A 21450-nucleotide genomic window follows, 5' to 3' on the forward strand; every position below is an offset into this window, starting at 1 on the left:
AATTGAAACTTATGAAATGAAAAATAGTATATTTAAAACCTAATTATTTACTACTACTGAAAAATACTAATGCTACTAATTTCTATCAAAAATGCCTAAATCAATCATTTTGCTCTTTTGCGTATGGAGTTTTCATTCTTTTTCCCAGGTCATTGGAGGAAGAAACAATTCTGAAATGATACCTCAGGTTTCCAAGCCATCCGAATTAAGTTCGGGAGTTTACTCCGGTGACGTCAATTTGTTTTCAGGAGATTATAATTCAACCATTCAGCTTGGTTCCGTTTCTACTCCAAGTGGTTTGAGTTTCGCCCTGAGTTTGAATTACAGCAGTTCTTTTTCTATAGGGAACACAATGCCTGTTTCAACGGGAATACCTTATGGTGAAGGCTGGAATTTGAATATCCCCACCATTTCAATCGAAACAGAAGTCTTTAACAATTTTAAACTGGATGATTATTGTACCGAATCAGGAACAAGCTCTACACTTTTGAATTTTAGCTCAGTGGGCAATCGTGTGGTGAATGAAGGAGATGTATACTGGTTTTCTCCTTATATTAATATTCCGGGGGTTGCAAGTGGAAGAGCAGTTTTCAAATATATCGATGTAGATGATAACAAAACCGCGGTTTTCGAATTGAATGCTTTCGAAAATCATGTGGAAATACGATATACCGGTGATAGCTGGATTGTTATTACTGCAGATGGAACACGATATACATTCCGGACAGCCGTTCAATCCTATAATGCCCCATCAAATAAACGCGTTTTGTATTACGATCAGGCGCACACAAATACAGGGGTGAATGATGCGGAAGATGTTCAGGTCTTAGGTGATTATGAAAATGCTGGTCAGGCAGCGGCAATAGAAAATTCCATCCTTCCGAAGCAGAAATATAATTTGTGGTACTGCGATGCGATTACACATCGTAACCAGCCATTCCAGGGAATTAATTTCACATACAAAGGGTTTGGGAAATTCAATTATTTTAAAGAATTTGATCAGGAGGCTTACAAATATGCGGCGGCGGCCAAATTCTCCTCTTCAACCTTTGCCAAAGAGCATGATTTTTCCTGTTACGCTGATTTATTACTCATGAAAGTGGAAGCGATTTCCATTGATGGACTGGTAGACCGTTTGGAATTGAATTATGCTACCGATAAAAATCTGATCTTAAACAATAACAACGAGTTTATCAATTTCACTGCCAATGGCAACGGGCGACTGGATAGTTTATACAGTTACCAGTCCATTTTCAGTGACGGAAAATCGGACGATGTTTTCAATAGCGAATGGAAACGTTACCAGCATTCAAAGATCAATGGAACTACGAATCCGAATGCAATTAATCCTTCAGATCCTTATTCAACATCCGGCGGGTATTTGCGTTCCAATACCGGTGATAGTTCTTCCATTTCGTTTGCTCATAGTTTTATTGAGAGTCCGCGACTAATGACCGACAAAATCTACCCGGGAGATATTTACGAAGTCCGGTCGCGTATAACCAGGCCAAATGGTGAATCCGAACCTCAGATATTTCAAAATGCCGGAACTTTCGACATGCGCATCGTCACAGGGGATTTAGAAAATCCAAGAGGGCTGGATAGTTTGAATGCCGATTTTAGCGAGTATAACTTAAACAATGGAATTTATTTCTCAACGGACAATTACAATTCTTCGCGCTCCAAAGTACTTTATTCTACGTTCAATATGGCCTTAAAATGGTCCTTGAACTATGGCGAAAGCAACAAGCAGCTTTCAAACCTTTTTGTGATGCCGAATATCCCCACAAAATACCAGGGATTCAATTTCCAGATCGGCCCGGGGAACTCGGATATGAATTATTCTCTGCTTCCAACAGAAGTCTGGGACTTCAATACAACGGATTCGATCTATGAATTAATGACCGAAAATGCATACATCTGCCGGTATGGCGAACCCTTATCATTTGCGTTGAAATCTGCCGCGGATATTCCCGGAAATTTCGGAATTGGCTTACCTTGGAATATGGTTTCACCCATTTATGAGCACATGATTACACACGAAAACCCGCTAAACTATGCAAGTGGAAGTGGGAAAGAAGCTTATCATTTCTGGTGGAACTTTATGAATACATCCCTGACAGGTGCACTGCCGTCTACTTCAAATACTCCAACCAAACTGGATGCGACCGTAAAACTGGAAGATTTTGAATTGATCCGTTACACCAAAAATCCTTACATGCTGGTTGGCGTTAATTATTTCAAGGTAAACGGGGAGATTGGTGGACCTGTTGAAACTGGTTTGAAACTGATCAACAGGAAAAAACTGGAATATACATCCGACACCTGCCGGATGCTTCAAAATTATGCATACAATAATGGAGATCCGTTACAGTACCGGAACGACGTAAAGCAAGTTTTTGTTTTATTAAAGGCAGTTCGTGAAATCCCGATCGGTTGGACCAGCGATACGACACAGTTACTGACAACTTTCTTTTCCTATTCGAAGTTCAAAAATAACCAGGCAACTTACCAATCCGATCAATTATTGAACGGTCATACCGGAATGGTACTCACGCAAATCGTCGATAATCTAGGTGGTATCACCAAAATTGAATATTACCCCACATCAGATCCGAGAACGCGGTTCACGGGGGCCTTCTCAAGAGAAAATTCAGGGTTTTGCGGCGTTGTGGCAACTACAGGATATGGACTTTCCCGGTCAGATGTTGTTCATCCTATTGTGAAATACGTTTTAAAAAATGACGAGGACGATTTGGTAAAAAACGGTACTTCATCAACTAATAACGGCCACAAACGATGGTTCTACGATTTTAAAACAGATTCCATGGTCAAAAAATCTACCCTGATCCAAATTTCAGACAAGCGTTTTTACAATGGAAGACGATTCAATTTTGATGTCGGGTTTAAAAAAGTATCTGTTTACGGACCTTCTTTGATGGAAGATGGGAATGAATACGTCAACAGAACAGATTATGTACATTATGGCGGTGATTTTGACTACCAGGTTACCTTTCCTTCCGCAGAAGATTATTTGTATCATGGGAAATTGAAATCGGTCAAAGAATACGATGTAAACAATAAGCTGTTTTCTGAGAAACTGATCAGTTACGAATACACACTCGCCTACCAAAACGGGTATACCCGCCCCAATCCGTACCGGGAAGACCTGGTTTGGGAACAGGAATACGATAACCCCGGCGGACAATACGAATACCGCGATTATTACCTGAACAAGCCTGTATCGGTTACTATTGGTTCCGGGCCCGGAATAACCTATACCGGCTCTGCTGCATATCCGTGGCTCGACATTCCTGTTTTCAATGGATCAGGCAGTGATTTTGAACTTCCGAAATTCCTGGAATTTGAATTCTTCCCTGTTTTAGACACTGCAAACCCTGCTTACATGTTCCATTCTTATTTCATTAAGAAAAAAGAAGAAATCAATCGCAAATACGACAATTACCTCTACAAACAGGCCATTATCTCTTCGGGAACGCTTCCTGCTCCATACGTGTATACAGGGGCAAACCCTTTCGGGCCGGGACATACCAATCCGAGAGTTTATAACGCCACATTGGCGACAGCCCAAATTTCATTAATAAATACGGCAACTGCAAGCGCCATTGTTGATACCTTACTTACCCATTCACCGATCATGGACACGGTATTGTACCATGTGATGTATACCACCCGGATATCCGATCAGCAAAAAATGACACTCCTGCTGGCGCAGGGAAATCTGAGTAACCTGACTTTGATCCGTTTCATGGGTAAATTCGGAACGAACCTGCTTTTTACTTCTATCTCGCCGATTTCTGTAATCAATCAGCAAAGCTACATTGCAGATGAGGTGCTCCTTAGTGCTGCACAAAACACTTCAATAAGATGGAGCTCTGATTTTATAGAAACGCTGTTCCTGAAAAACGAGTACTTATCTGATCCGGTGGTGAAAGCCCTGGCAGATGGAACTTCCCGGTACTTTGGTACCAACTCTTTCTTAAAGATACTAACCAATCAACCGCAATTTTCGGAATCGGCAATCACTAAAATTGTGAACTCCCGTTACCTGACACCCGCAACCCTTCGAAATATTCTCATGAGCCAGGTTATTACAGATGCTAACTTCTCAACCATTATCGGGAAATCTGCAATTTCGAATAATACCATTGTGGAAATTATCGAAACCGGAAATAAATACCCTTCCGAAACAGTATTCAATGCTTTAATGGCCCGTAGTCCTGCCTTTACCGAAAGCGAAATGGAACGCATCATTGCTGTGGCAAACCGCGATATCGAACCGGCTGTCCTGTCTTCCCTGATCGCTATTTACGGAAGCAAACCTTTCCTTACAGGATTTGCATTTACCGGGAACCCACTGGATGTTTACTGCAACAATGCAGCGCAAAGCAACTGGAGTTACATTGAAACGAAAACAACCTACGAATATTACGAGGCGGATTATAAAGGAACTTCCAATGGAAGGGCTTACAAAGCACTCATGGGACTGGAGGATATCCCGGGAAGAACTGTTTCTTCCACCGATATTTTCGGAACTGGCGGAACCAAAACGATCAATTCGCTGCGCCTCAAACACGAACCTTCCTGGCAGGTCTTCAGTATCACCAATACCTCTCCGCATTTGCCAACTGCCAAGGATGAAAAACAGTATTTCTACTTGTATGATCTGAAGAACCGCTATGACCGTTACTGGTATAACTACGACATCAAAACCATTAATGGAGTAGGAACACAGTTCGATCATGTTCTGCTGAACGACGACCAGGATACGGTCATGTACTCGTTCCGTTGGGACCCTGATTATGTGGATACCTATACCGCCGGAATTGCGCCGGAATTGCCGAAATACGACGGAATGACCCGCAGCCGCCAATATGCCATGCGTTCCACGCCATTCCAGCAAACACATATTACCAAAAACCAGCGCGATGCCGCTGAATTACGCAAAAGTGAATACTACCTTTACGATGCCCGCTGGCCGGTCGATGCTTTCTCAACCAATCAAACAGTAGAATACGATGGGCCTTCATGCCCTGAAATCGGTACTCCTCCGGTCGACCCGGTGAGTTGTGCTTCCTGTGTGCGCTGGAAAAATGGTACGGAAGAAGAATTCCTGGCACAACTCCCTTTCAATTATTGCTTATGGAAAGATCCGGTGGTTGGTTACTACGCCTGTCCTTCAACTATCAACTATGCAACTTGTTACCCGGGAGTGGAACTGATTGGCTGCAACCCGGCTATCCCGACCGGTGATGACGAGGAAGGCGGCCCGGCTGAATTGCCTATCCTGACAGATGTCCTGAAAAAGACCTTGCAATTACGCTCCACGATCACTCAGCTGGACACCATTATGGATGCAGTTTCAACGGCTTTCTCCACCAAACGTTTTGACCGCAGCAATACACAGGTTGCTGATTTCTACGTAGACTATGCAGGAGTAGATGCCAACGGATTCATTCACCCCTTTAAAATGCTCTTCCCATTCGATACGCTCACAACATCCAGGGTTCATAAACGCAACCAGCACATGCAGCCGACCTTGATTTCCAACCAAGTCGGCCTGCTGACGAAATTTTATTACAACACCACGAAGATCAATTGGAATGTCGATACCAATTGTACCAACCCGCATTTCAGCTTTTTATACAATTATTCCTCCGTCGAAACGCGGAATATCGGTTTGCCAATTCATGTAACAGTGGGTTACGGCCGTGCCGATTCCCTGGGAACATCTTTTGAATACACCGATGACGGGCAGGTCAGTAAAATGATTGCTCCTTCGGGGCATTACATGGAGTATGCATTTGATGGCTTCAACCGCCTTAAAAATATTACCGAAAACGGCACACGTTTGCTTTCCCGGAATGAATACCAACTCTGGAAACACAATTTTTCCCGGACCTTCAAAGAACGAACCGATGAAAACTATGTGTACTCTGTTTTGTACCAAAACAACACAGATACTGCCGATTACCGGGAGTTCCAGAAAGCATTTATTGATCCGTTGGGCAGGAAGGCAGGAATTGTGAAAGCTTACCGCGATGAAGGAACCATCCAGATATCGAGCGGTTCCGTGGATTACGACAATTGGGGGCGACCAAAGATCCAGCGCAAACCTTCCGTGTTTTACGATTCCATCCCGGTAACGGCGCTCAACCCGATCCTGTATAAATACAACCTGGCTTCTCCACTTTACAATGAAACCAAATACGAGAATGATCCGGGCTCACTGGATATCAGGCATTCGGACCCGGGAATCAGCATCACGGATTCTACCACCATGAAGAAGCAAACCTGGATTACCAATAACATTTACATGTCCTGTGAACTTGGATTGAGCAGAACAGAGCTAAACCTTATTATGAATTCCGGGGCTACGGGTAGTTTCCGCTTTACACGTACTTCTGTGAAAGATCAGGACAACAAGGAAACCGTTACGTATACCAATGCCACCGGACAAACTGTGGCAACCATGGCTATGGCCAATACCACCGAAAAAGTGGTGACGCTGTATGTATATGATTCTTACGGGAACTTGTCGAAAACCATCAATGCGCTGCGTCAGCATACCAATTACCAATACAACCTGCTGGGGCAGTTGATCCGTGAAACCAATGTGGACGGCGGCGAAAAACGCTACATCTACAACAAGCACGGCAAGATCAGTGCGGTGCAGGATGAAGCTGACCGCAGACATGTAGACACACATGATGCACTGGAACCACGCTACCGCAAATTTGAGTACGATAGTTACGGGAACCTGATCTCACAATCACTGGTAACCAATCCGTACCACATCGATCCGTTCTGCTTTGAAACGAAAGCAGTAGGAGCCCCCGGAAATTACGAATACGATATAAACAGCCTGCCGCATTATTTCCACTATACCTTCTCCAACCGAATGACGCAGGATTGGCTGATCCGGTATAAAACCCTCGACCCATTTGACGAGGACACGATGAGCATAGCTGGAATGCCGAACATCCCTTCTTTCACAACGGTAATCAGTGAGAAAACCATGATTTACGGAACCTCCCAGCTGACCCCGTCTTCACTGGGCAAACTGATTGAGTCCAATTCCTACGGGCCTTCACTGGGTGCATACGCCAATTCAATCCAGAAGATCACGTATACCTACAATTCCGAAGACTTATTAGCCAGCCAGGTCATTCTGCAGCATCCCACCAATGTGGCTACAAACGACCAGTTCCTGGTAAAAGTTACCATTACGTATGCGCTCTACAATTTCAGGGGGGCTTTATTGGAACAAAAACTCGACATGGGAAGCAACGGCTCCGTAGATATGAAATATTTCTACGAATACGACCAGCTGAACCGCCTGCAAAAGGTGTTTGCCGCACAGGGAGATGTAAGCACTGCCAATGACGGAACTGCTATTTGTTCGTATGTGTATGACAATGCACGCGGTACTGTTATATCCAAACGTTTCCATGGGGAAACAGGTACACCGGCACAGGTAATGCCTTATTTCTACGACGACCGCGACCGCCTCACCGGGATCGGTAACAGCAATACCCTGTTTTGGGAACAACTTTATTACGACGCAACAGCTATGCCTTCCTACAACAATTCAACGGTGGGCCAGCAAAACACTTTTAACGGAAATGTGAAGGGAACCAAAATAAGTTATAACTTTAGTACAGCAAGTAATTCAGTTCCATTGTTCTCCAAAGAAACCATATATGGCTACAAATACGACCGCATCAACCGGTTGGTCCAGGCAGATGGGTTGGTAGGCGATATCGTGGATGCCCAGTTCGGGAATACTTCCAATGTGAACCCGGGCACTTCTTACGGAATCGGTGATGAGGTCTGGAAATACGACCGCATCGGGAACATCCTGATCCAGAACCGCACCAAACCGGCAGCGAATGTCAACAACAGTTCCACCCAGGAAGACTTCTCCTATACATACTTCAACGGCAACAACCGTCTGAAAAAAGTAGAAGACCTGGTTTCTTCGGCGGCACGCAATTATACCTACGATGAAAACGGGAACCTGCTCACCGATGATCACCGGGATATCAATGCAACTGTGTACCTGCGCGGAACTTACCCGTACCAGGTAGAGCAGGACTCCACGGATTCCTATTACTTGTACGACGGTTCGGACCAGCGCATTTTCAAAAAAGTAGTTGGCAGCGGCCAGACCACGCGAGAAATGTACATCAAAGACGCCACGGGCAGGGATTTGAGCATTGTGAAATTCACCACCACGGGAAGTACCACTACTTCAAGCTCTGAATATTTTGTGTATGGTTCTGATAGAGTAGCCCGTATTACAGCCAGTACAACAACTCCAGCTGCTAAAATTCATCCTGCGGAAGCGACCTACTTTATTTATGACCATTTGGGGAATACACGCGTAGCTTTCATGGTGGATTCCATCAACATTCCGTTAATTGTAAATGCACTGGATTATTACTCTTACGGAAAGATTTTACGGGAATACGATAATGGTTCGGGAGATCGTTACCTGACCACTCAGCATGAACGGGATAAAGAAACCGGTTTGGATTACAGAGGAGCACGTTACTACGACAGTGATGTGGCGAGGTTTCTATCACTTGATCCAAAAGTAAGCAAATACCCAAGTCTTTCTCCTTATAATTATGTTGCCGGGAATCCAATTATTTTAATTGATCCAAATGGTAAAGATCATGTTGTAAGTTCAACGTTAACTAAAAATACCGATAATAAAACTTATACAATGAATACCCGAGTTACTGCAACATATTACATTGTAGATGCTACAAAAAACAAACTTGCTTCTGGTATTTCACCTCAACTTGGATCTGGATATACTGAAAGATTAAATGATGGTGGGCCAAAAAAGGTTAATGGGAAAAATGTAACTAACACTACAGTTAGTATTGAGATTAGTTTTAAATATGTGGAATCAATATCCTCTATTCCAAGTGGAGCCAATGTTTTATTTATTGTTGATGGAGCAAAAGGTGAACAAGGAAAAAATATGTTGGGTTGGGGAGAAATTGGAGGTAATAAGGCTCTTGCCGAATACACCAAAAATTTCAACACACTTAAGTCAGTGATAATACATGAAATAGGTCATAATCTGGGGATGGATCATGAACCTGGAGGAGCTATGGAAGAAACAAATACCGGCAAAACATCTTTCGGTAAGAATACCATTAAACAACAGACTAATTGGTTTCATAATGTAAACACAGGAGTTTACCCTCAACAATTTGGTACTGGAAATAGTAATGCTGATATTAAATCTTTTTTGGATAATTATACCTCTTCCTCATATAATACAGCAGCAATAAAGAAATAATAAATTTGGTAATATGTTGAAAATGAATCTTTTTATAATCTATTTCGGAACGGTTATAATTCTTACAGCCTGTAATTCGGAACATACTTTGAAGTATGATCATTTTGCATTCAAGTGTGAAAATAACGTAAGCGACAAAAAAGAGATAGGCACGATGGAAGGAAGTCGCTTGTCTTTTGAATTAAATAATATGACAGTCTCACTTAGTAGCAGTTATTATGCTAATAATCTTTATGAGTTTGATGTTCCAATCATACCGTCGTTTGACACTTTGCAAATAAAGGAGTTTGAAGAGGCTAAATTGCCTTTTGTCGCGACTAAAATAAAGTCAGATGTTGATCTGGATTATTACCGGATATACAATGTCTTTTTTGACACCATTGATAATATGCCTGTAAAAATATTGAAACCACGAATCCCTTATTCGCACGCTTACAAAGTATTTGTCGCAGAGATACCGAAAACTTACAAGAAACATATAGGTTATAAATCCTTAACTATCGTATTCGAGAACTTAAAGAACGAATCGGATGTGAAGGCATTTGAAAAATTCTATAAGAGTATGAAGTATGAGAAGTAAAAGCTAACGAATTCATGAAGTCACAACAGATTTTATGTACGAATCAGACCGTGTGTGTATTACCAGCCTTGACTCCAATGCAAAAATCAATGTCGATGAAACGACCTATTTTATTTATGGCCATTTGTGTAATACTCCCGTAGCTTTCATGGTGAATTCCCTGAACATTCCGTTAATTGTAAATGCACTGGATTATTATTCCTATGGAAAGATTTTAAGAGAATACGATAATGGAGTCGGAGATAGGTATTTGACCACGCAGCATGAACGGGATAAAGAGACAGGATTGGATTACAGAGGCGCAAGGAAATATTACTGATATGTTCAAAGGTGTAACCTTTGATAAAAGAGGTAAAGGTCAAATAGGAACAGTAACAAACCGAATTTATGAAACCACTGGATATGAAAAGAAAAAAACACCTTAATATCATCATACTACAAATAGTTTTTATGATGATAATGTCTTGTGTAAGTACTAGAAACACTATTTCATCTAATGATAAAACAATACAAGAAGTTAAGGAGGTAGAAATTTTGGTTGAAAATTGGCGGACTGATAGTTTGGGATGTAAGAAACTAAGAACCAAACAAGCATCTGAAATTATTATCGATAGTTTGAAGTTGGAAAATAGAACTCAAACAGAGTTCTTAAGGGTGTTCTGTAATCCAAATATGATAGATGAAAGGGATGGTAAGCAAATTTTAAGTTACTATTTTGATGCAATATGCAGAGATGGAAAATTTATTGATAGTTTGGATCATTGTATTGCAGAATTTACTTTTAAGTCGGATAGGTTGGTAGGCAGCAATTATATTTGTTTTTAGAATACTATCAAATGTGCAGTCTTAGCAAATGGATGACAAAAATGTACAAGGATCCCTCCGAGGGTTGCGACATTGAAACTATCATGCGATTTATGTAAGCTTCCCCTAAACTGTTACCAATCAAACAGAAACTATAGCCCCGATTGGAGCAAACTACCATGTAGCGCGGAAAGCGGGAAATAGCTCCAAAAGAATATTAGTCAACAGCTTCTGTAACCATCTATCCCAAATTCACTTTTCCTAAGAACATTAATACTACTTTTAGATCTCCAAATCAAACACTGTAATGACTCGACTCCTGGGCCTTATTTGCTTTTTGCTTTTTTCAGCTCATTTATCCGCACAATCGCAATGGATCCGTTTTTCGGTTTTGGGAAAGGACATTCCGTGTGAAGATGTTCCCAAGCAGGTTATTCTTTCAACCCTTATTGCGGGAAAAGACAGTGTTATCCTGAAAGAGCAGTTTACAGATTGCCAGCAATTGCTGGAAATTCCAAAAAGGACAGGAGTGTATTCCTTCACGATTAAAACGCAATTGTACCAGCCCGTTTTACTAAGTTTCGAGATCAAAGAAACCACTGCGGATACGATCCAATTGGGTGAATTGGCCCTAAAAGAAGCGGTTTCGGAACTGGATGAGGTGACGGTAACCGGAATTCCAAGAAAATTCATTGAGATCGATGCGGATAAAACCACGCTGTTAGTGAAAGATAATCCGGTGTTGTCGATCAGTAGTGTGTATGATGCTATTTTGAAAGTTCCGGGAATTATGCCGTATCCAGGTGGCGGATTTGCTGTTGGCGGACAAATGGCTTCGGTTTATTTCGAGGGAGTTCCCAGCAGTTTGTCTACCGACGACTTGATGAGCCTATTGAAAAGCCTGCCGGCGAGTTCCGTTGAAAAAATAGAGATTATTTCGAATCCGGGAGCTTCTTTTGATGCAAACGTGAGCGGAGCCATTATTAATATCAACAGCATCGGTAAACCTACGAAATGGCTTTCAGGAACGGTTACGTTGAATTACGGGTTAAACCAAAACCAGAAAATTTCCCCGTCTCTGGTCTTAAGCGGCCGCCAGTCGAAATGGAATTGGCAGATGCAGGTGGGATATTCCAATATGGAACGCTCCAGCCGGGATACTTCGGCACGGGTTTTAAACTCATTCAATCCGGTGATCGGTTTAAATTCGGACCGGCAGGAACAAACGGGAAGCAGTTACTATTATTTCAAACCGGCTATTACCTTTAATTTTTCCCGCCGTTCCAGCTTAATCCTGAATTATAACGGTTCGTTCGGGGATAACCGGATCAAAGGGAATTCCGTAACAGAAAGCCCCGGAATGCTTCCTTCCGTGAATCTTCAGACAGCTTATAAATCGCGCAATTACGGAATGGGGAATGAAGGAATGATCAAGTTCCGGCAGGAATTCGATACCCTTAAACGCGTGCTGAACGTGACAGCATTTTACTCCAATTATCAGAACCGGTCCAAAAGAAGTAATACGCAGCAAATCCTGGACACGTCGGATTTCAGCATTCTGGATTATTACATGAATATTCACCGGTTTTATTTGCGTGCCGATGCAGAAATTCCCTTTGAGAAGATCAAGTTCTATGTGAATACGGGAGTGAAATACAGTGTGATGCATGTGGACAACACCGGTTCCTATAATTTGAACAATACTTCTTCGGATATATTGGAAAACCGAACGTATTCTTCGGTTATCGATTTTAATTACCTGGAAGATAACCTGGCGGCATACGTGGACCTGAAGAAAAAACTGGGAAAGAAAGTTTCGCTGGGAGCGGGAGTGAGGGCTGAGAATTTCAGTTTGAAAAGAGCTTCCAATGTGACGAGTACTGCGGTGAATCATTATTTCAATTTCTTCCCTTCCTTCAACGCCATTTACCGCATGAATTCGCTGGTGAATGTGATCGGGACTTATTCCCGTAAAATCGGTATTCCCGGTTTTTCGCAATACGATCCGAACAATTCCGGGTATTACGATCCTTTAAGTTCTTCCAGCGGGAATACACAGCTGAAACCGAATTTTTATGACAACGCGCAGTTCAAGATCACTTTCTTCGATTATGCACAGTTTTCGGTCAATTTTACCCATTCCCAGTTTTTGAACCTGGGAGAAGTGGTTGCGCAACCGAATTCCCTGCAGACCGTTCAGACTTTCCGGACTTATAAAGATGTAAACTCCATCAATTATTTCGTGGCGCTTCCTGTTCCTTTTGTACTTTTCACCAAGGGGTTAAAATTCATGGATGAGCCGGTTGAAGTGGATAAGATGTCGTTCTTGTACCTTTACAGTTCGTTCACCAAAACCAGGATTCCGGATTATAATTACGTGAATCCGAATAAGGGAATGTGGACGGCTGGAGTGTATTCGCAATTTATTTTGCCCTGGAAGATCCGCCTGAATGTGGAGTACTATTTAACCGGAAAGGGAAATTACCAGATTTATGAATTTGTCAGGAACCGTTCGGCATTGGATGTGACTTTCAGCCGGGAGTTCTACGATAAAAAATTAAAAGCATCCGTTTCTTTTGAGGATATCTTCAATAAGGATCAAAGCAACAACCGCGTTTCATTTCCCAATATCGAAATGAATAGCTATTCCAAACAGGACACACGCATTATTTGGTTTAAAGTTTCCTATTCTTTCGGAAGGGTTGAGAAAAACGAGTCGGAAGGACTGAACCTGCCAAATGTAGGAGGTGAATAAATAAAAAAATCCCGCTCAGCCTGGCCAAACGGGATTTATTTAAACTAGTGTGAATCTTATAAAGCAGCCAATGCTCCTTCGTAATCCGGTTCATCTTTAATATCCGGAACCAATTCCGTATAAACAACATCGTGATTTTCATCCAAAACAACCACTGATCTTGCAAGCAATCCTTGTAACGGGCCATCCAGCAAGTGCAATCCGTAGTTTTTCCCGAAGGCACCATCTCTGAAATCAGAAAGTGTTACCACGTTTTCAATTCCTTCTGCTCCGCAAAAACGTTTCTGAGCGAAAGGAAGATCGCGGGAAATACACAATACAGTAGTGTTTTCCAGGGAAGAAGCTTTCTTGTTGAATTCACGCACAGAAGCTGCACATGTTCCCGTATCAATGCTCGGGAAGATATTTAAGATCAGTTTTTTTCCTTTGTAGTTGTCCAGTGAAACCGTTCCCAGGTCCGTGTTTACCAATGAAAAATCTGCTGCATGTGATCCTTTTGCCGGTAAGTCACCGTTAGTGTGTACAGGATTTCCTCCTAATGTTGTGTTTGCCATTTTATTGTGTTTTTGAGTATTTAAAAGTACTGCTTAATTCGCAGTTTTGAATTCATCATTTTGAATTTTTAATTGCCTTCGTCATTTCCCGTTTTCCCGGAGGGCCAGGCAGTGAAATCACTTCAAATCCAACGGATTTCAGGTCGCGCTTAACTTGTCCTTTGGCACAGTAAGTCACCAAAACTCCTCCCGGGCTCAGCCAATCGTAAATTTTTTGAAAGATTTCGGCAGTCCACAATTCCGGTTGTACCCGCGGGCCAAATGCATCGTAATAGCACAAATCGATCGATTCGTTCGCCAGTTCCAGGTCCTGGATTTGTTTCTCCACCTTTTCCAATACAAAGTGTTCCGAAATTTCCCGCGGAATGTTCCAGTCCACCCGGTGCATTTTTTTGAATACTTCCAAAGCTTCTTCGTCCGTAGTAAAGGAAGTGTAGTTCATTCCTTCGATTTCCTCAGCTTTTGGCGGGAAAGCTTCCAATGCGATGTAATGAATGTACTGATTGCGTTTTTCGGAAGCGAAATAGGTGAGAAGGGCATTCAATCCCGTTCCGAAACCCATTTCAAAGATTGTCAGGTAATCCTCTGATTTCGGATTGAGTCCGTGTTTGATGAAAACGTGTTGCGCTTCCTGTAAAGCCCCGTGACTCGAATGATAATGCTCATTCCACTCCGGAAGATAGATTGTCGTTGAACCATCTGCAGTTTTTACCAATTCGCGTTTCATGCTGCAAAGCTAATTAATTGAAAATTGAAAATTGACAAGTTAAAAGGGAGAGATCGGAAAATTTACAAGTTCAGGAATTGTCTTACCCCTTTTCAATTTTAAATTCTCCATTTTCAACGCCATTTACACTCCTAAATCCACAGTTTACCTAAAATTAAACTTCCGGTTTTTCTCAACGGAAATGAATCCTTAATTTTGCGGCATGAGTGAAAAACAGACCAAAGGCTTAATTTTTATTTTAATTACCATTTGTATCGATTGTATCGGTTTGGGAATCATCATTCCTTCCCTTCCGAGTTTGATTGCTGATGCTACCCATTTAACAATCAAGGAATCATCCAAGTATTCCGGGATTGTATTGGCTACTTATGCAGCGATGCAGTTCCTTTTTTCACCGTTGATCGGGAACCTGAGTGACCGCTACGGGCGCCGGCCGATCATTCTGATGTCCCTTTTAGGACTTGGATTGGATTATGTTTTCATGTTTTTCGCGCCGAATTTGGCGTGGCTGATCCTGGGGAGAGCTGTTTCGGGAATGTTCGGGGCAAGTTTTACCACTGCTGCGGCATACATTGCGGATATTTCGACCGATAAGAATCGGGCTCAGAATTTCGGGTTGATCGGTGCGGCATTTGGTGTCGGCTTTATCATCGGGCCGGCAATCGGAGGAATTGCTGCTGGATTCGGATTGCGTGTTCCTTTCATGGTTGCAGCGTGTTTATCCTTATTAAACTTCCTTTACGGATTGCTCTTTTTGAAAGAATCTTTGCCGGTATCCGAACGCAGGGCATTTGAATGGAAACGTGCTAATCCGATCGGGGCGATTAAACAGATCGTTCATTTTCCGAAATACAGAGGATTGTTTGTAGTCACATTTATCGTTTTGTTGTCCAACATGGCCATTCATTCGGTGTGGAATTACTACACCATGGCGCGCTACGGATGGGACGAGCAGGCAGTTGGAATTTCACTGGCTGTAGTCGGTGTTTGTTTCGGATTGGTCCAGGGAGCATTGTCCGGGCCGATTGTGAAGAAGTTGGGCGAAAAAGGAGCGGCCACACTCGGTTTGGTCATTCTAAGCGTGGTCACGGTCGGAATCGGTTTGATCCCTTACGGATGGATGATGTACATCATTATTTTACCTTACGCATTTTCGGGAATTGTAGATCCGAGTGTGCGGTCACTGGTTTCAAGCCAGGTGAAAAATAATGAGCAGGGAGAATTACAAGGCATCTTCACTTCATTGATGAGTCTGGCAGAAATGACCGGCCCGATATTTATGATGTGGATTTTCTATAAATCGGTTCCACTGGCTGAGAAGAATCCGGTTTTTTACGGATCACCGTTTTTTGTTGCCGCTGCTCTGGCAGTTATAGCACTGATTTTATTGCGTTACGTGTTCAGTAAGATTGCATTTAAAGCCAATGCTGAATTGTTGGATGAGGAAATCGATGAGGAAACGATCGAAAATGAAAAAAGCCCCGCTAGCTAGATAGCGGGGTTTTCTCTTTAATTTACTCAGCTATCAAAGCTGACTTTCTCCGGATTGCTTTCGTCCCTTTGCTTTGTTTAAATGCTGAAACATTTTAACTTATATTACCTAACCGTACTCTATATCTCCATGTGCTCTCCTGAGTGGAATCAGGAGTAAGGAACGAGCAGCGACCCGAAGAAATATCTGGAGTTATTTTTTACCGAAAATTGCAAAAAGATCGATAATGCTTATTTGATGTGAAAACCATTGAATCATATCCTTTGTGTTTAATTGTTTCACCAAAAATCAGCGTTTTCAGTTGGTTTTTTGTTGTCTGTTTTTACCCGAATTTGTAAGCGGTTCAGAATGAATGACAAGTGGTCATATAAAATGACTACGGTCTATTAATTGATGTATCAATCATTACCTTTGTTTAGGTAATCCATTGGCTATGAATAAGATTTTGCATCCGGAAGACAGTAAGGCGATCGATAAATTGATTACTTACATGAATGAACATCCGCAGGAGAACTTCGATGTGGCGAAGCATGCACGGATGATCGGCTTTTCAGTATCAAAATTGAACAAAAGTTTCAAGGCATACATGGGAATCGGGCCTGCAAGCTATTTCCGCACAATTAAAATGGAGAAAGCCAGGGAGTTGCATATGCAGGATCGGTACACCTGGACGGAAATCAGTTCCATTTTCGGATATGCAGATTTGGCTTCTTTCAGCAAGGCTTTTAAAAGAATTCACGGATTTTGTCCACGGAATGCAACTTACAGTGAGTAATTGACGTTATATCAATAACTCAATTTATCTTATGTACTACAACAATTTTATTCAAGTGGAAAAACTAGAATCGATAATCTTTTACAAGATCGACAGGGCGATCCGTACTTATCGCCAATTTGCGCAGGCTCGTTTGAGATCTTTGGGACATCAAATCACCATTGACCAATGGCTGGTAATTCGATGTTTGATTGAAAATCCCGGGATTCAGCAAAATGAGATTTCGGAATTGGTTTTTAAGGATGCAGCGTCTGTCAACCGAATGATTAACCTGTTGGTGGAATCAAAGTACCTGAAACGCAAGATCAATAAATCTGATCGACGCAAAATGGATATTTTGGTAACCCAAAAAGCGCTGGACGCTATGGAGGCGATGGACGAGGTAATTCCGAGCAACCGTGCTACGGCATTGAGCGGATTAACTCAGGAAGAAATGCAAATTACTACGAAGGTTATGACCCAGATTGCAAGCAATTGCAAAAAATAGGTGCCCTTCTTATTAGTTTGAATCCCGGCAATCATTAACTGATGTCGGGATTTTTCTTTTTAAGGAGTCAGTGTTTGATGAATTTCAGCGTTTTGCAAACCGCACCGTCCATAAACCCGCTGATGAAATAAAGCCCGTTCTGAAGATGTCCGATCGAAACCTCCGGGTTCCAGTTCTCGGCTTGTTCCATGATTTTATCCAGTACAAGACTTCCTTTCATATCCGCAATACGGATCCTCACAATCCCGCAATCTTCACAGGCAATGTGAATCAGGTCCTGCGCCGGATTCGGGAATAGCGCAAAATTACAATTGAAAGATCCTACCGGCTTCGCAGCAATTGACGGAACGTAGGAAACCCATGGCCGCGCTTGTTTAATCACCAATTGATTCGTGCTGTCGATCTTGTATTCGATGTCCATGGCAAAAGTAGAATTGCCAACCGCATTGTACAAAAGGGCAAACCGGTCGTGGATCACGCTCAAATACTGACGAAGTAAATCCAATTGCACATCGTTCATTAACAAAGTGTCCACATCCAGCAAACTGGAATATTGAATCACGGAATAATTGTCGTTCCCGTCCGGATAGCGCTTCAGCAATAGTTCCTCCGGGTACGTATTTTCCGGGTTCGTAATTAATTCTTCTCCTAATTGCGAATTCAGGTAAAAAGTGTTTTCTGTGTTGTATACCGGATCGGCACTTACGCCAACTCCGTTTACTTGCTCATCATCAAAATTAGGATGACACAATACGCCCATGGAAGCTTTGAAATGGTTCACACGGTAAAATTCCCGTTCTTCAAAAGCGCGAAGGTTCCACAGGCTGGCATACACTTCCTTGATCGTTTTTGAAATGTGTCCTTCGTCCGGATGATGGGTTTTGGAATCGTACAAGCCGGCACCGCTGAATCCGGGAAGGTCTTCATTGTTGGTACTGGAACGGCTGCGTATAGAAGTTCCGGAAGGAAAAGAGTTTTGCATGATTGTCAGACTGTCCATCATCCAGGCCGGCATGTTTGCGTCCTCGATCGCATCACGTAAGGTTTCTAAACGTGTGTCACGGACATTCCGGTCTGCCATAAAGGAAGAATCCTGCATCATGGAGGTGATCTCGTCGAAGAAACCATTGTATTTCATGAATTCCTGGTAAAAATAGAACGGTACTCCAAAACCGTCCGGAATTGTTCCCTCCGGGAAACCAAAGGTTCTCATGGTAGCAACATTGGCCACTTTCGCACCGAATCCGTCATACATTCCAAAGGAAATAGCATCCAGCGGAAGAATGGATTTGTAAGACAGGTTCAACGGAGGAGTTTGTTCGTTGGCCGGACGTTTGCTTTCGAACCAGGCATTGACTTCTTCCAAAGTAGCTTCGCGGAGTTCATACGAACTTTGATTAGTCTTGAAATAGATGTAATGCCCCAGGAGATTTGAAATACTGTCATTCAATAATGGATCCCGGATAAAAGCATTCGGAACGTTGTCGTGAATAGCCCGCAGATTTACATGAGAAAGCGGTGTTTGTATCACCGAAGAAATGATTCCGCCGACACGTGGCAGCGAATTGGGAAGTGCTTCGTACAGCACAATATCCCTGGAATCCGGAACTTCTCCCGGCGCCATCAACCGGAAAAATCCGTAGCCCTCAGCCTGGTGCAGTCCCCAGTAATTGATCCCGGCATATACATCGGATTCAAATAAAACCGGCACCCGCGAATTTTGATACAAAGCACTGTTGTCCTGGTAATCCTGTTCGTTATTCTCCGTAATAAAATAAGACAGGTTATTGCTTAGGTAAGGCATGTTTGCGGCAAGCAGTTCCTGGGTTCGCTGCACAACGGCAAACGGTTTTGCTTCGTTGTTCGTGAAATTGAAAGCATAAGTGCCCAAAGTTCCGTTTGAGGAAAGAATATGTGGATTGTAAATCAATTGTCCTTTTACCAGAGTCGGGGAGAGGTGATTGATTCCCAGGTAAGCGGCAAAATCGGCATGCAGGTCGTAATTATTGCTATTGATGAAATAAATCTTCGGCTGAGTAGTATAAAAATCGAGAATGATGAACTTGGTGTATTCCACATCATTCAGGTATTCGACCCAGGGAGTTCCGTTTTCTTCCGTGGATACCGTATGAAAAGCAGCAATCGTATTGAGGGTTACTAATGCATGTTCGGAAGAAAGTGTGGGCGCAGCATTCAACGGACCTTTTGAAGGCATAGCGTTAAATTCTTCCAGATCGTTCGTTCCGTCCTGGTCCGAATCCATCGGATTGCTTTGGTCGTATTCCAATACCTGGTAATGATTGAGCGGATAAGCCCTCAAAGGTTCTGTAATAATCGTTGTACCGGTTTGACCCAAAGTCATGGAAGTCGCCAGGGCAAATGCCGAATCCGGATGATGTTTTACCTGCAGCAGGTAGTACTTTCCGCTTGTTGAATTCACTTCCAGACGGACCTGTCCTTTTACATCCACAGTGTAGCTCTGAATAGGAACCTGTTGTCCAAAAGCGATTTGAACAAGTAAGAGAAAAAACAGGATGGTAACTAATTTCATACGTGTGATTTAAAGGTTCTCTGGTTGAAGACGAATGAATTGGGTGATAAGTTGGAGGCAAGGTACGAAAACAGAATGAGAATGAGAATGAGAATGAAATCTAAACTCATTTCACGTTCTCGTTTTCATTTTTGCTCTGAATACTCCGGTTGACCAAAGCGCCCATAAAATCAGTACGGGCTGGAAGAATAAGCGAATCAACCGTTTTAGGTCGGTATCCAACCCAAATGCGTCAATTCCATTCGTGTATTGCGATATGTTCCCGGGAAAGACCAGCACGTAGAAAATAGCTAAAACGATCCCAACCTTTATTTTTTGTTTGACCCAGAATATCATCGCTAATCCCAAAATAATTTCAACGACTCCGGAAGCAACGACCACAAAATCTATAAAATGCGGATTATCGGGAAGCCAACTCGGAACCTGGGCCTGGAATTCCGTCCGTTGAAAGGTTAAATGACCAATACCTGCCAATAGCATAAACGCTCCAAGCAAGATCCTCATAACATTTTGAAAGTTGGATGTTTTCATAGTGATTATTCGTATCAACTAGTTTGTATGAAATCAAGTTACCTTTTTTTATCGGGATTCCCCAAAAAAAATCTGAAAGAGAAGAAGTCGATTAATTATCCGTCCAAAGTTCAATCAGGGTTTTGAAGCGGGATTCCACCATCTTCTCACACGCTGCAAAAAGAAAAAAACAGAAAGAGTTTGCGTTTACATTGAAAAAAAAATCTAGTTAATCTTCTTCAAAAATGAAAGCTACCTTTTCGGCATACCCTAAAGTATATAACGTTGATCTAAGCATTAATTTGATCGCTTTTTTTCCGGCAGTGGTTTTAAAATATTTTTCTCTGTTTCTTGCATCTTTCTCGAAGAGATAGAATTCACAAAAGATCAGTTTCAATGGTCTTCTATTTGAAGTACTTTTTACGTTTCCATAATTGTGACTTTTTAATCGGTTCTCCAGGTTAGATGAGTATCCAATATATAGCATTGCGTCTTTTTCGCTAAACAAAACATAAGTACAAAAAGGAAGTGGTTGTGTCATACTTTAAGATAATTAAAATTACTTAACCATTTTAAAATGACAGAAGAATTATTTGTGTGATTTCCGCAGTAGATGTCGTTCCGCCATCACTACGGACCCACCTACCACAAAGTGAAAAGGTCATTCCTAATAAGGGAATGACCTTTTTCTACTTTCGTGGTGGTGGGAGATGAGGGATTCGAACCCCCGACCCCCTGCTTGTAAGGCAGGTGCTCTGAACCAACTGAGCTAATCTCCCAATTTTGGGATTTTGATTCCCGACCCTTCCGATTTTAATCGGAATGCTCTGAACCAATTTTCCTGTTTTTTGCTTTTCCGGTTAACCGTTGTTTCC

Annotated in this window: 13 protein-coding genes and 1 tRNA gene; 8 read left to right on the top strand and 6 right to left on the bottom strand. The window is 42.3% G+C overall.

The genetic code is table 11. The features are described 5' to 3' along the window. Window positions 1-175: 175 nt before the first annotated feature. The 5 genes from ABDW02_RS15375 (at window position 176) to ABDW02_RS15395 (ending at window position 13479) form a co-directional block, all read left to right on the top strand. On the top strand, window positions 176-9340 hold the full coding sequence (locus tag ABDW02_RS15375; protein WP_343636020.1) for an RHS repeat-associated core domain-containing protein: 9165 nt from the start codon (window positions 176-178) through the stop codon (window positions 9338-9340). A gap of 13 nt (window positions 9341-9353) precedes the next feature. Continuing rightward, window positions 9354-9920: a hypothetical protein gene (locus ABDW02_RS15380; protein WP_343636022.1), complete on the top strand. Its 567-nt coding sequence runs from the start codon at window positions 9354-9356 to the stop codon at window positions 9918-9920. Window positions 9921-9954: 34 nt separating this feature from the next. Next, complete coding sequence (locus ABDW02_RS15385) at window positions 9955-10239, top strand: hypothetical protein (RefSeq protein WP_343636024.1); 285 nt, start codon at window positions 9955-9957, stop codon at window positions 10237-10239. Between the two features lie 68 nt (window positions 10240-10307). Then, the gene (locus tag ABDW02_RS15390) at window positions 10308-10745 is read left to right on the top strand and encodes a hypothetical protein (RefSeq protein ID WP_343636026.1); all 438 of its coding nucleotides are present in this window, start codon (window positions 10308-10310) and stop codon (window positions 10743-10745) included. Between the two features lie 286 nt (window positions 10746-11031). Then, complete coding sequence (locus ABDW02_RS15395) at window positions 11032-13479, top strand: outer membrane beta-barrel family protein (RefSeq protein WP_343636028.1); 2448 nt, start codon at window positions 11032-11034, stop codon at window positions 13477-13479. A gap of 56 nt (window positions 13480-13535) precedes the next feature. Here ABDW02_RS15395 and tpx read toward each other — a convergent pair whose 3' ends face one another. Next, window positions 13536-14033, bottom strand: a complete 498-nt coding sequence (gene tpx / locus ABDW02_RS15400; protein ID WP_343636030.1) for a thiol peroxidase — start codon at window positions 14031-14033, stop codon at window positions 13536-13538. Window positions 14034-14088: 55 nt separating this feature from the next. After that, on the bottom strand, window positions 14089-14760 hold the full coding sequence (gene mnmD / locus ABDW02_RS15405; RefSeq protein ID WP_343636032.1) for a tRNA (5-methylaminomethyl-2-thiouridine)(34)-methyltransferase MnmD: 672 nt from the start codon (window positions 14758-14760) through the stop codon (window positions 14089-14091). Window positions 14761-14962: 202 nt separating this feature from the next. Between mnmD and ABDW02_RS15410 the strand changes: the two genes are divergently transcribed. From ABDW02_RS15410 to ABDW02_RS15420, 3 genes are all read left to right on the top strand, one after another. Then, window positions 14963-16252 (top strand): TCR/Tet family MFS transporter, encoded by a 1290-nt coding sequence (locus ABDW02_RS15410; RefSeq protein ID WP_343636035.1) that lies wholly within the window; start codon window positions 14963-14965, stop codon window positions 16250-16252. Window positions 16253-16685: 433 nt separating this feature from the next. Next, entirely contained in the window at window positions 16686-17027 is a 342-nt protein-coding gene (locus ABDW02_RS15415) for an AraC family transcriptional regulator (RefSeq protein ID WP_343636037.1), read from the top strand. 55 nt (window positions 17028-17082) lie between these two features. Next, window positions 17083-17514, top strand: a complete 432-nt coding sequence (locus ABDW02_RS15420) for a MarR family transcriptional regulator (RefSeq protein ID WP_343636039.1) — start codon at window positions 17083-17085, stop codon at window positions 17512-17514. Window positions 17515-17581: 67 nt separating this feature from the next. Here ABDW02_RS15420 and ABDW02_RS15425 read toward each other — a convergent pair whose 3' ends face one another. From ABDW02_RS15425 to ABDW02_RS15440, 4 genes are all read right to left on the bottom strand, one after another. Continuing rightward, the gene (locus ABDW02_RS15425) at window positions 17582-20065 is read right to left on the bottom strand and encodes a PEP/pyruvate-binding domain-containing protein (protein ID WP_343636041.1); all 2484 of its coding nucleotides are present in this window, start codon (window positions 20063-20065) and stop codon (window positions 17582-17584) included. Between the two features lie 111 nt (window positions 20066-20176). After that, window positions 20177-20596 (bottom strand): MauE/DoxX family redox-associated membrane protein, encoded by a 420-nt coding sequence (locus tag ABDW02_RS15430; protein ID WP_343636043.1) that lies wholly within the window; start codon window positions 20594-20596, stop codon window positions 20177-20179. Window positions 20597-20804: 208 nt separating this feature from the next. Further along, the gene (locus ABDW02_RS15435) at window positions 20805-21116 is read right to left on the bottom strand and encodes a GIY-YIG nuclease family protein (RefSeq protein WP_343636045.1); all 312 of its coding nucleotides are present in this window, start codon (window positions 21114-21116) and stop codon (window positions 20805-20807) included. Window positions 21117-21276: 160 nt separating this feature from the next. Continuing rightward, a tRNA-Val gene (locus tag ABDW02_RS15440) sits at window positions 21277-21354 on the bottom strand. Window positions 21355-21450 lie beyond the last annotated feature (96 nt).

The sequence above is a fragment of the Fluviicola sp. genome, from assembly GCF_039596395.1.
Lineage (GTDB): Bacteria > Bacteroidota > Bacteroidia > Flavobacteriales_D > Crocinitomicaceae > Fluviicola.

What these genes read in the sequence shown, in the direction of transcription:
- ABDW02_RS15375 (WP_343636020.1), top strand. Translation starts at nt 176, where the DNA reads ATGATACCTCAGGTTTCCAAGCCATCCGAATTAAGTTCGGGAGTTTAC.
- ABDW02_RS15380 (WP_343636022.1), top strand. Translation starts at nt 9,354, where the DNA reads ATGTTGAAAATGAATCTTTTTATAATCTATTTCGGAACGGTTATAATT.
- ABDW02_RS15385 (WP_343636024.1), top strand. Translation starts at nt 9,955, where the DNA reads ATGTACGAATCAGACCGTGTGTGTATTACCAGCCTTGACTCCAATGCA.
- ABDW02_RS15390 (WP_343636026.1), top strand. Translation starts at nt 10,308, where the DNA reads ATGAAACCACTGGATATGAAAAGAAAAAAACACCTTAATATCATCATA.
- ABDW02_RS15395 (WP_343636028.1), top strand. Translation starts at nt 11,032, where the DNA reads ATGACTCGACTCCTGGGCCTTATTTGCTTTTTGCTTTTTTCAGCTCAT.
- tpx (WP_343636030.1), bottom strand. Translation starts at nt 14,033, where the DNA reads ATGGCAAACACAACATTAGGAGGAAATCCTGTACACACTAACGGTGAC.
- mnmD (WP_343636032.1), bottom strand. Translation starts at nt 14,760, where the DNA reads ATGAAACGCGAATTGGTAAAAACTGCAGATGGTTCAACGACAATCTAT.
- ABDW02_RS15410 (WP_343636035.1), top strand. Translation starts at nt 14,963, where the DNA reads ATGAGTGAAAAACAGACCAAAGGCTTAATTTTTATTTTAATTACCATT.
- ABDW02_RS15415 (WP_343636037.1), top strand. Translation starts at nt 16,686, where the DNA reads ATGAATAAGATTTTGCATCCGGAAGACAGTAAGGCGATCGATAAATTG.
- ABDW02_RS15425 (WP_343636041.1), bottom strand. Translation starts at nt 20,065, where the DNA reads ATGAAATTAGTTACCATCCTGTTTTTTCTCTTACTTGTTCAAATCGCT.
- ABDW02_RS15430 (WP_343636043.1), bottom strand. Translation starts at nt 20,596, where the DNA reads ATGAAAACATCCAACTTTCAAAATGTTATGAGGATCTTGCTTGGAGCG.
- ABDW02_RS15435 (WP_343636045.1), bottom strand. Translation starts at nt 21,116, where the DNA reads ATGACACAACCACTTCCTTTTTGTACTTATGTTTTGTTTAGCGAAAAA.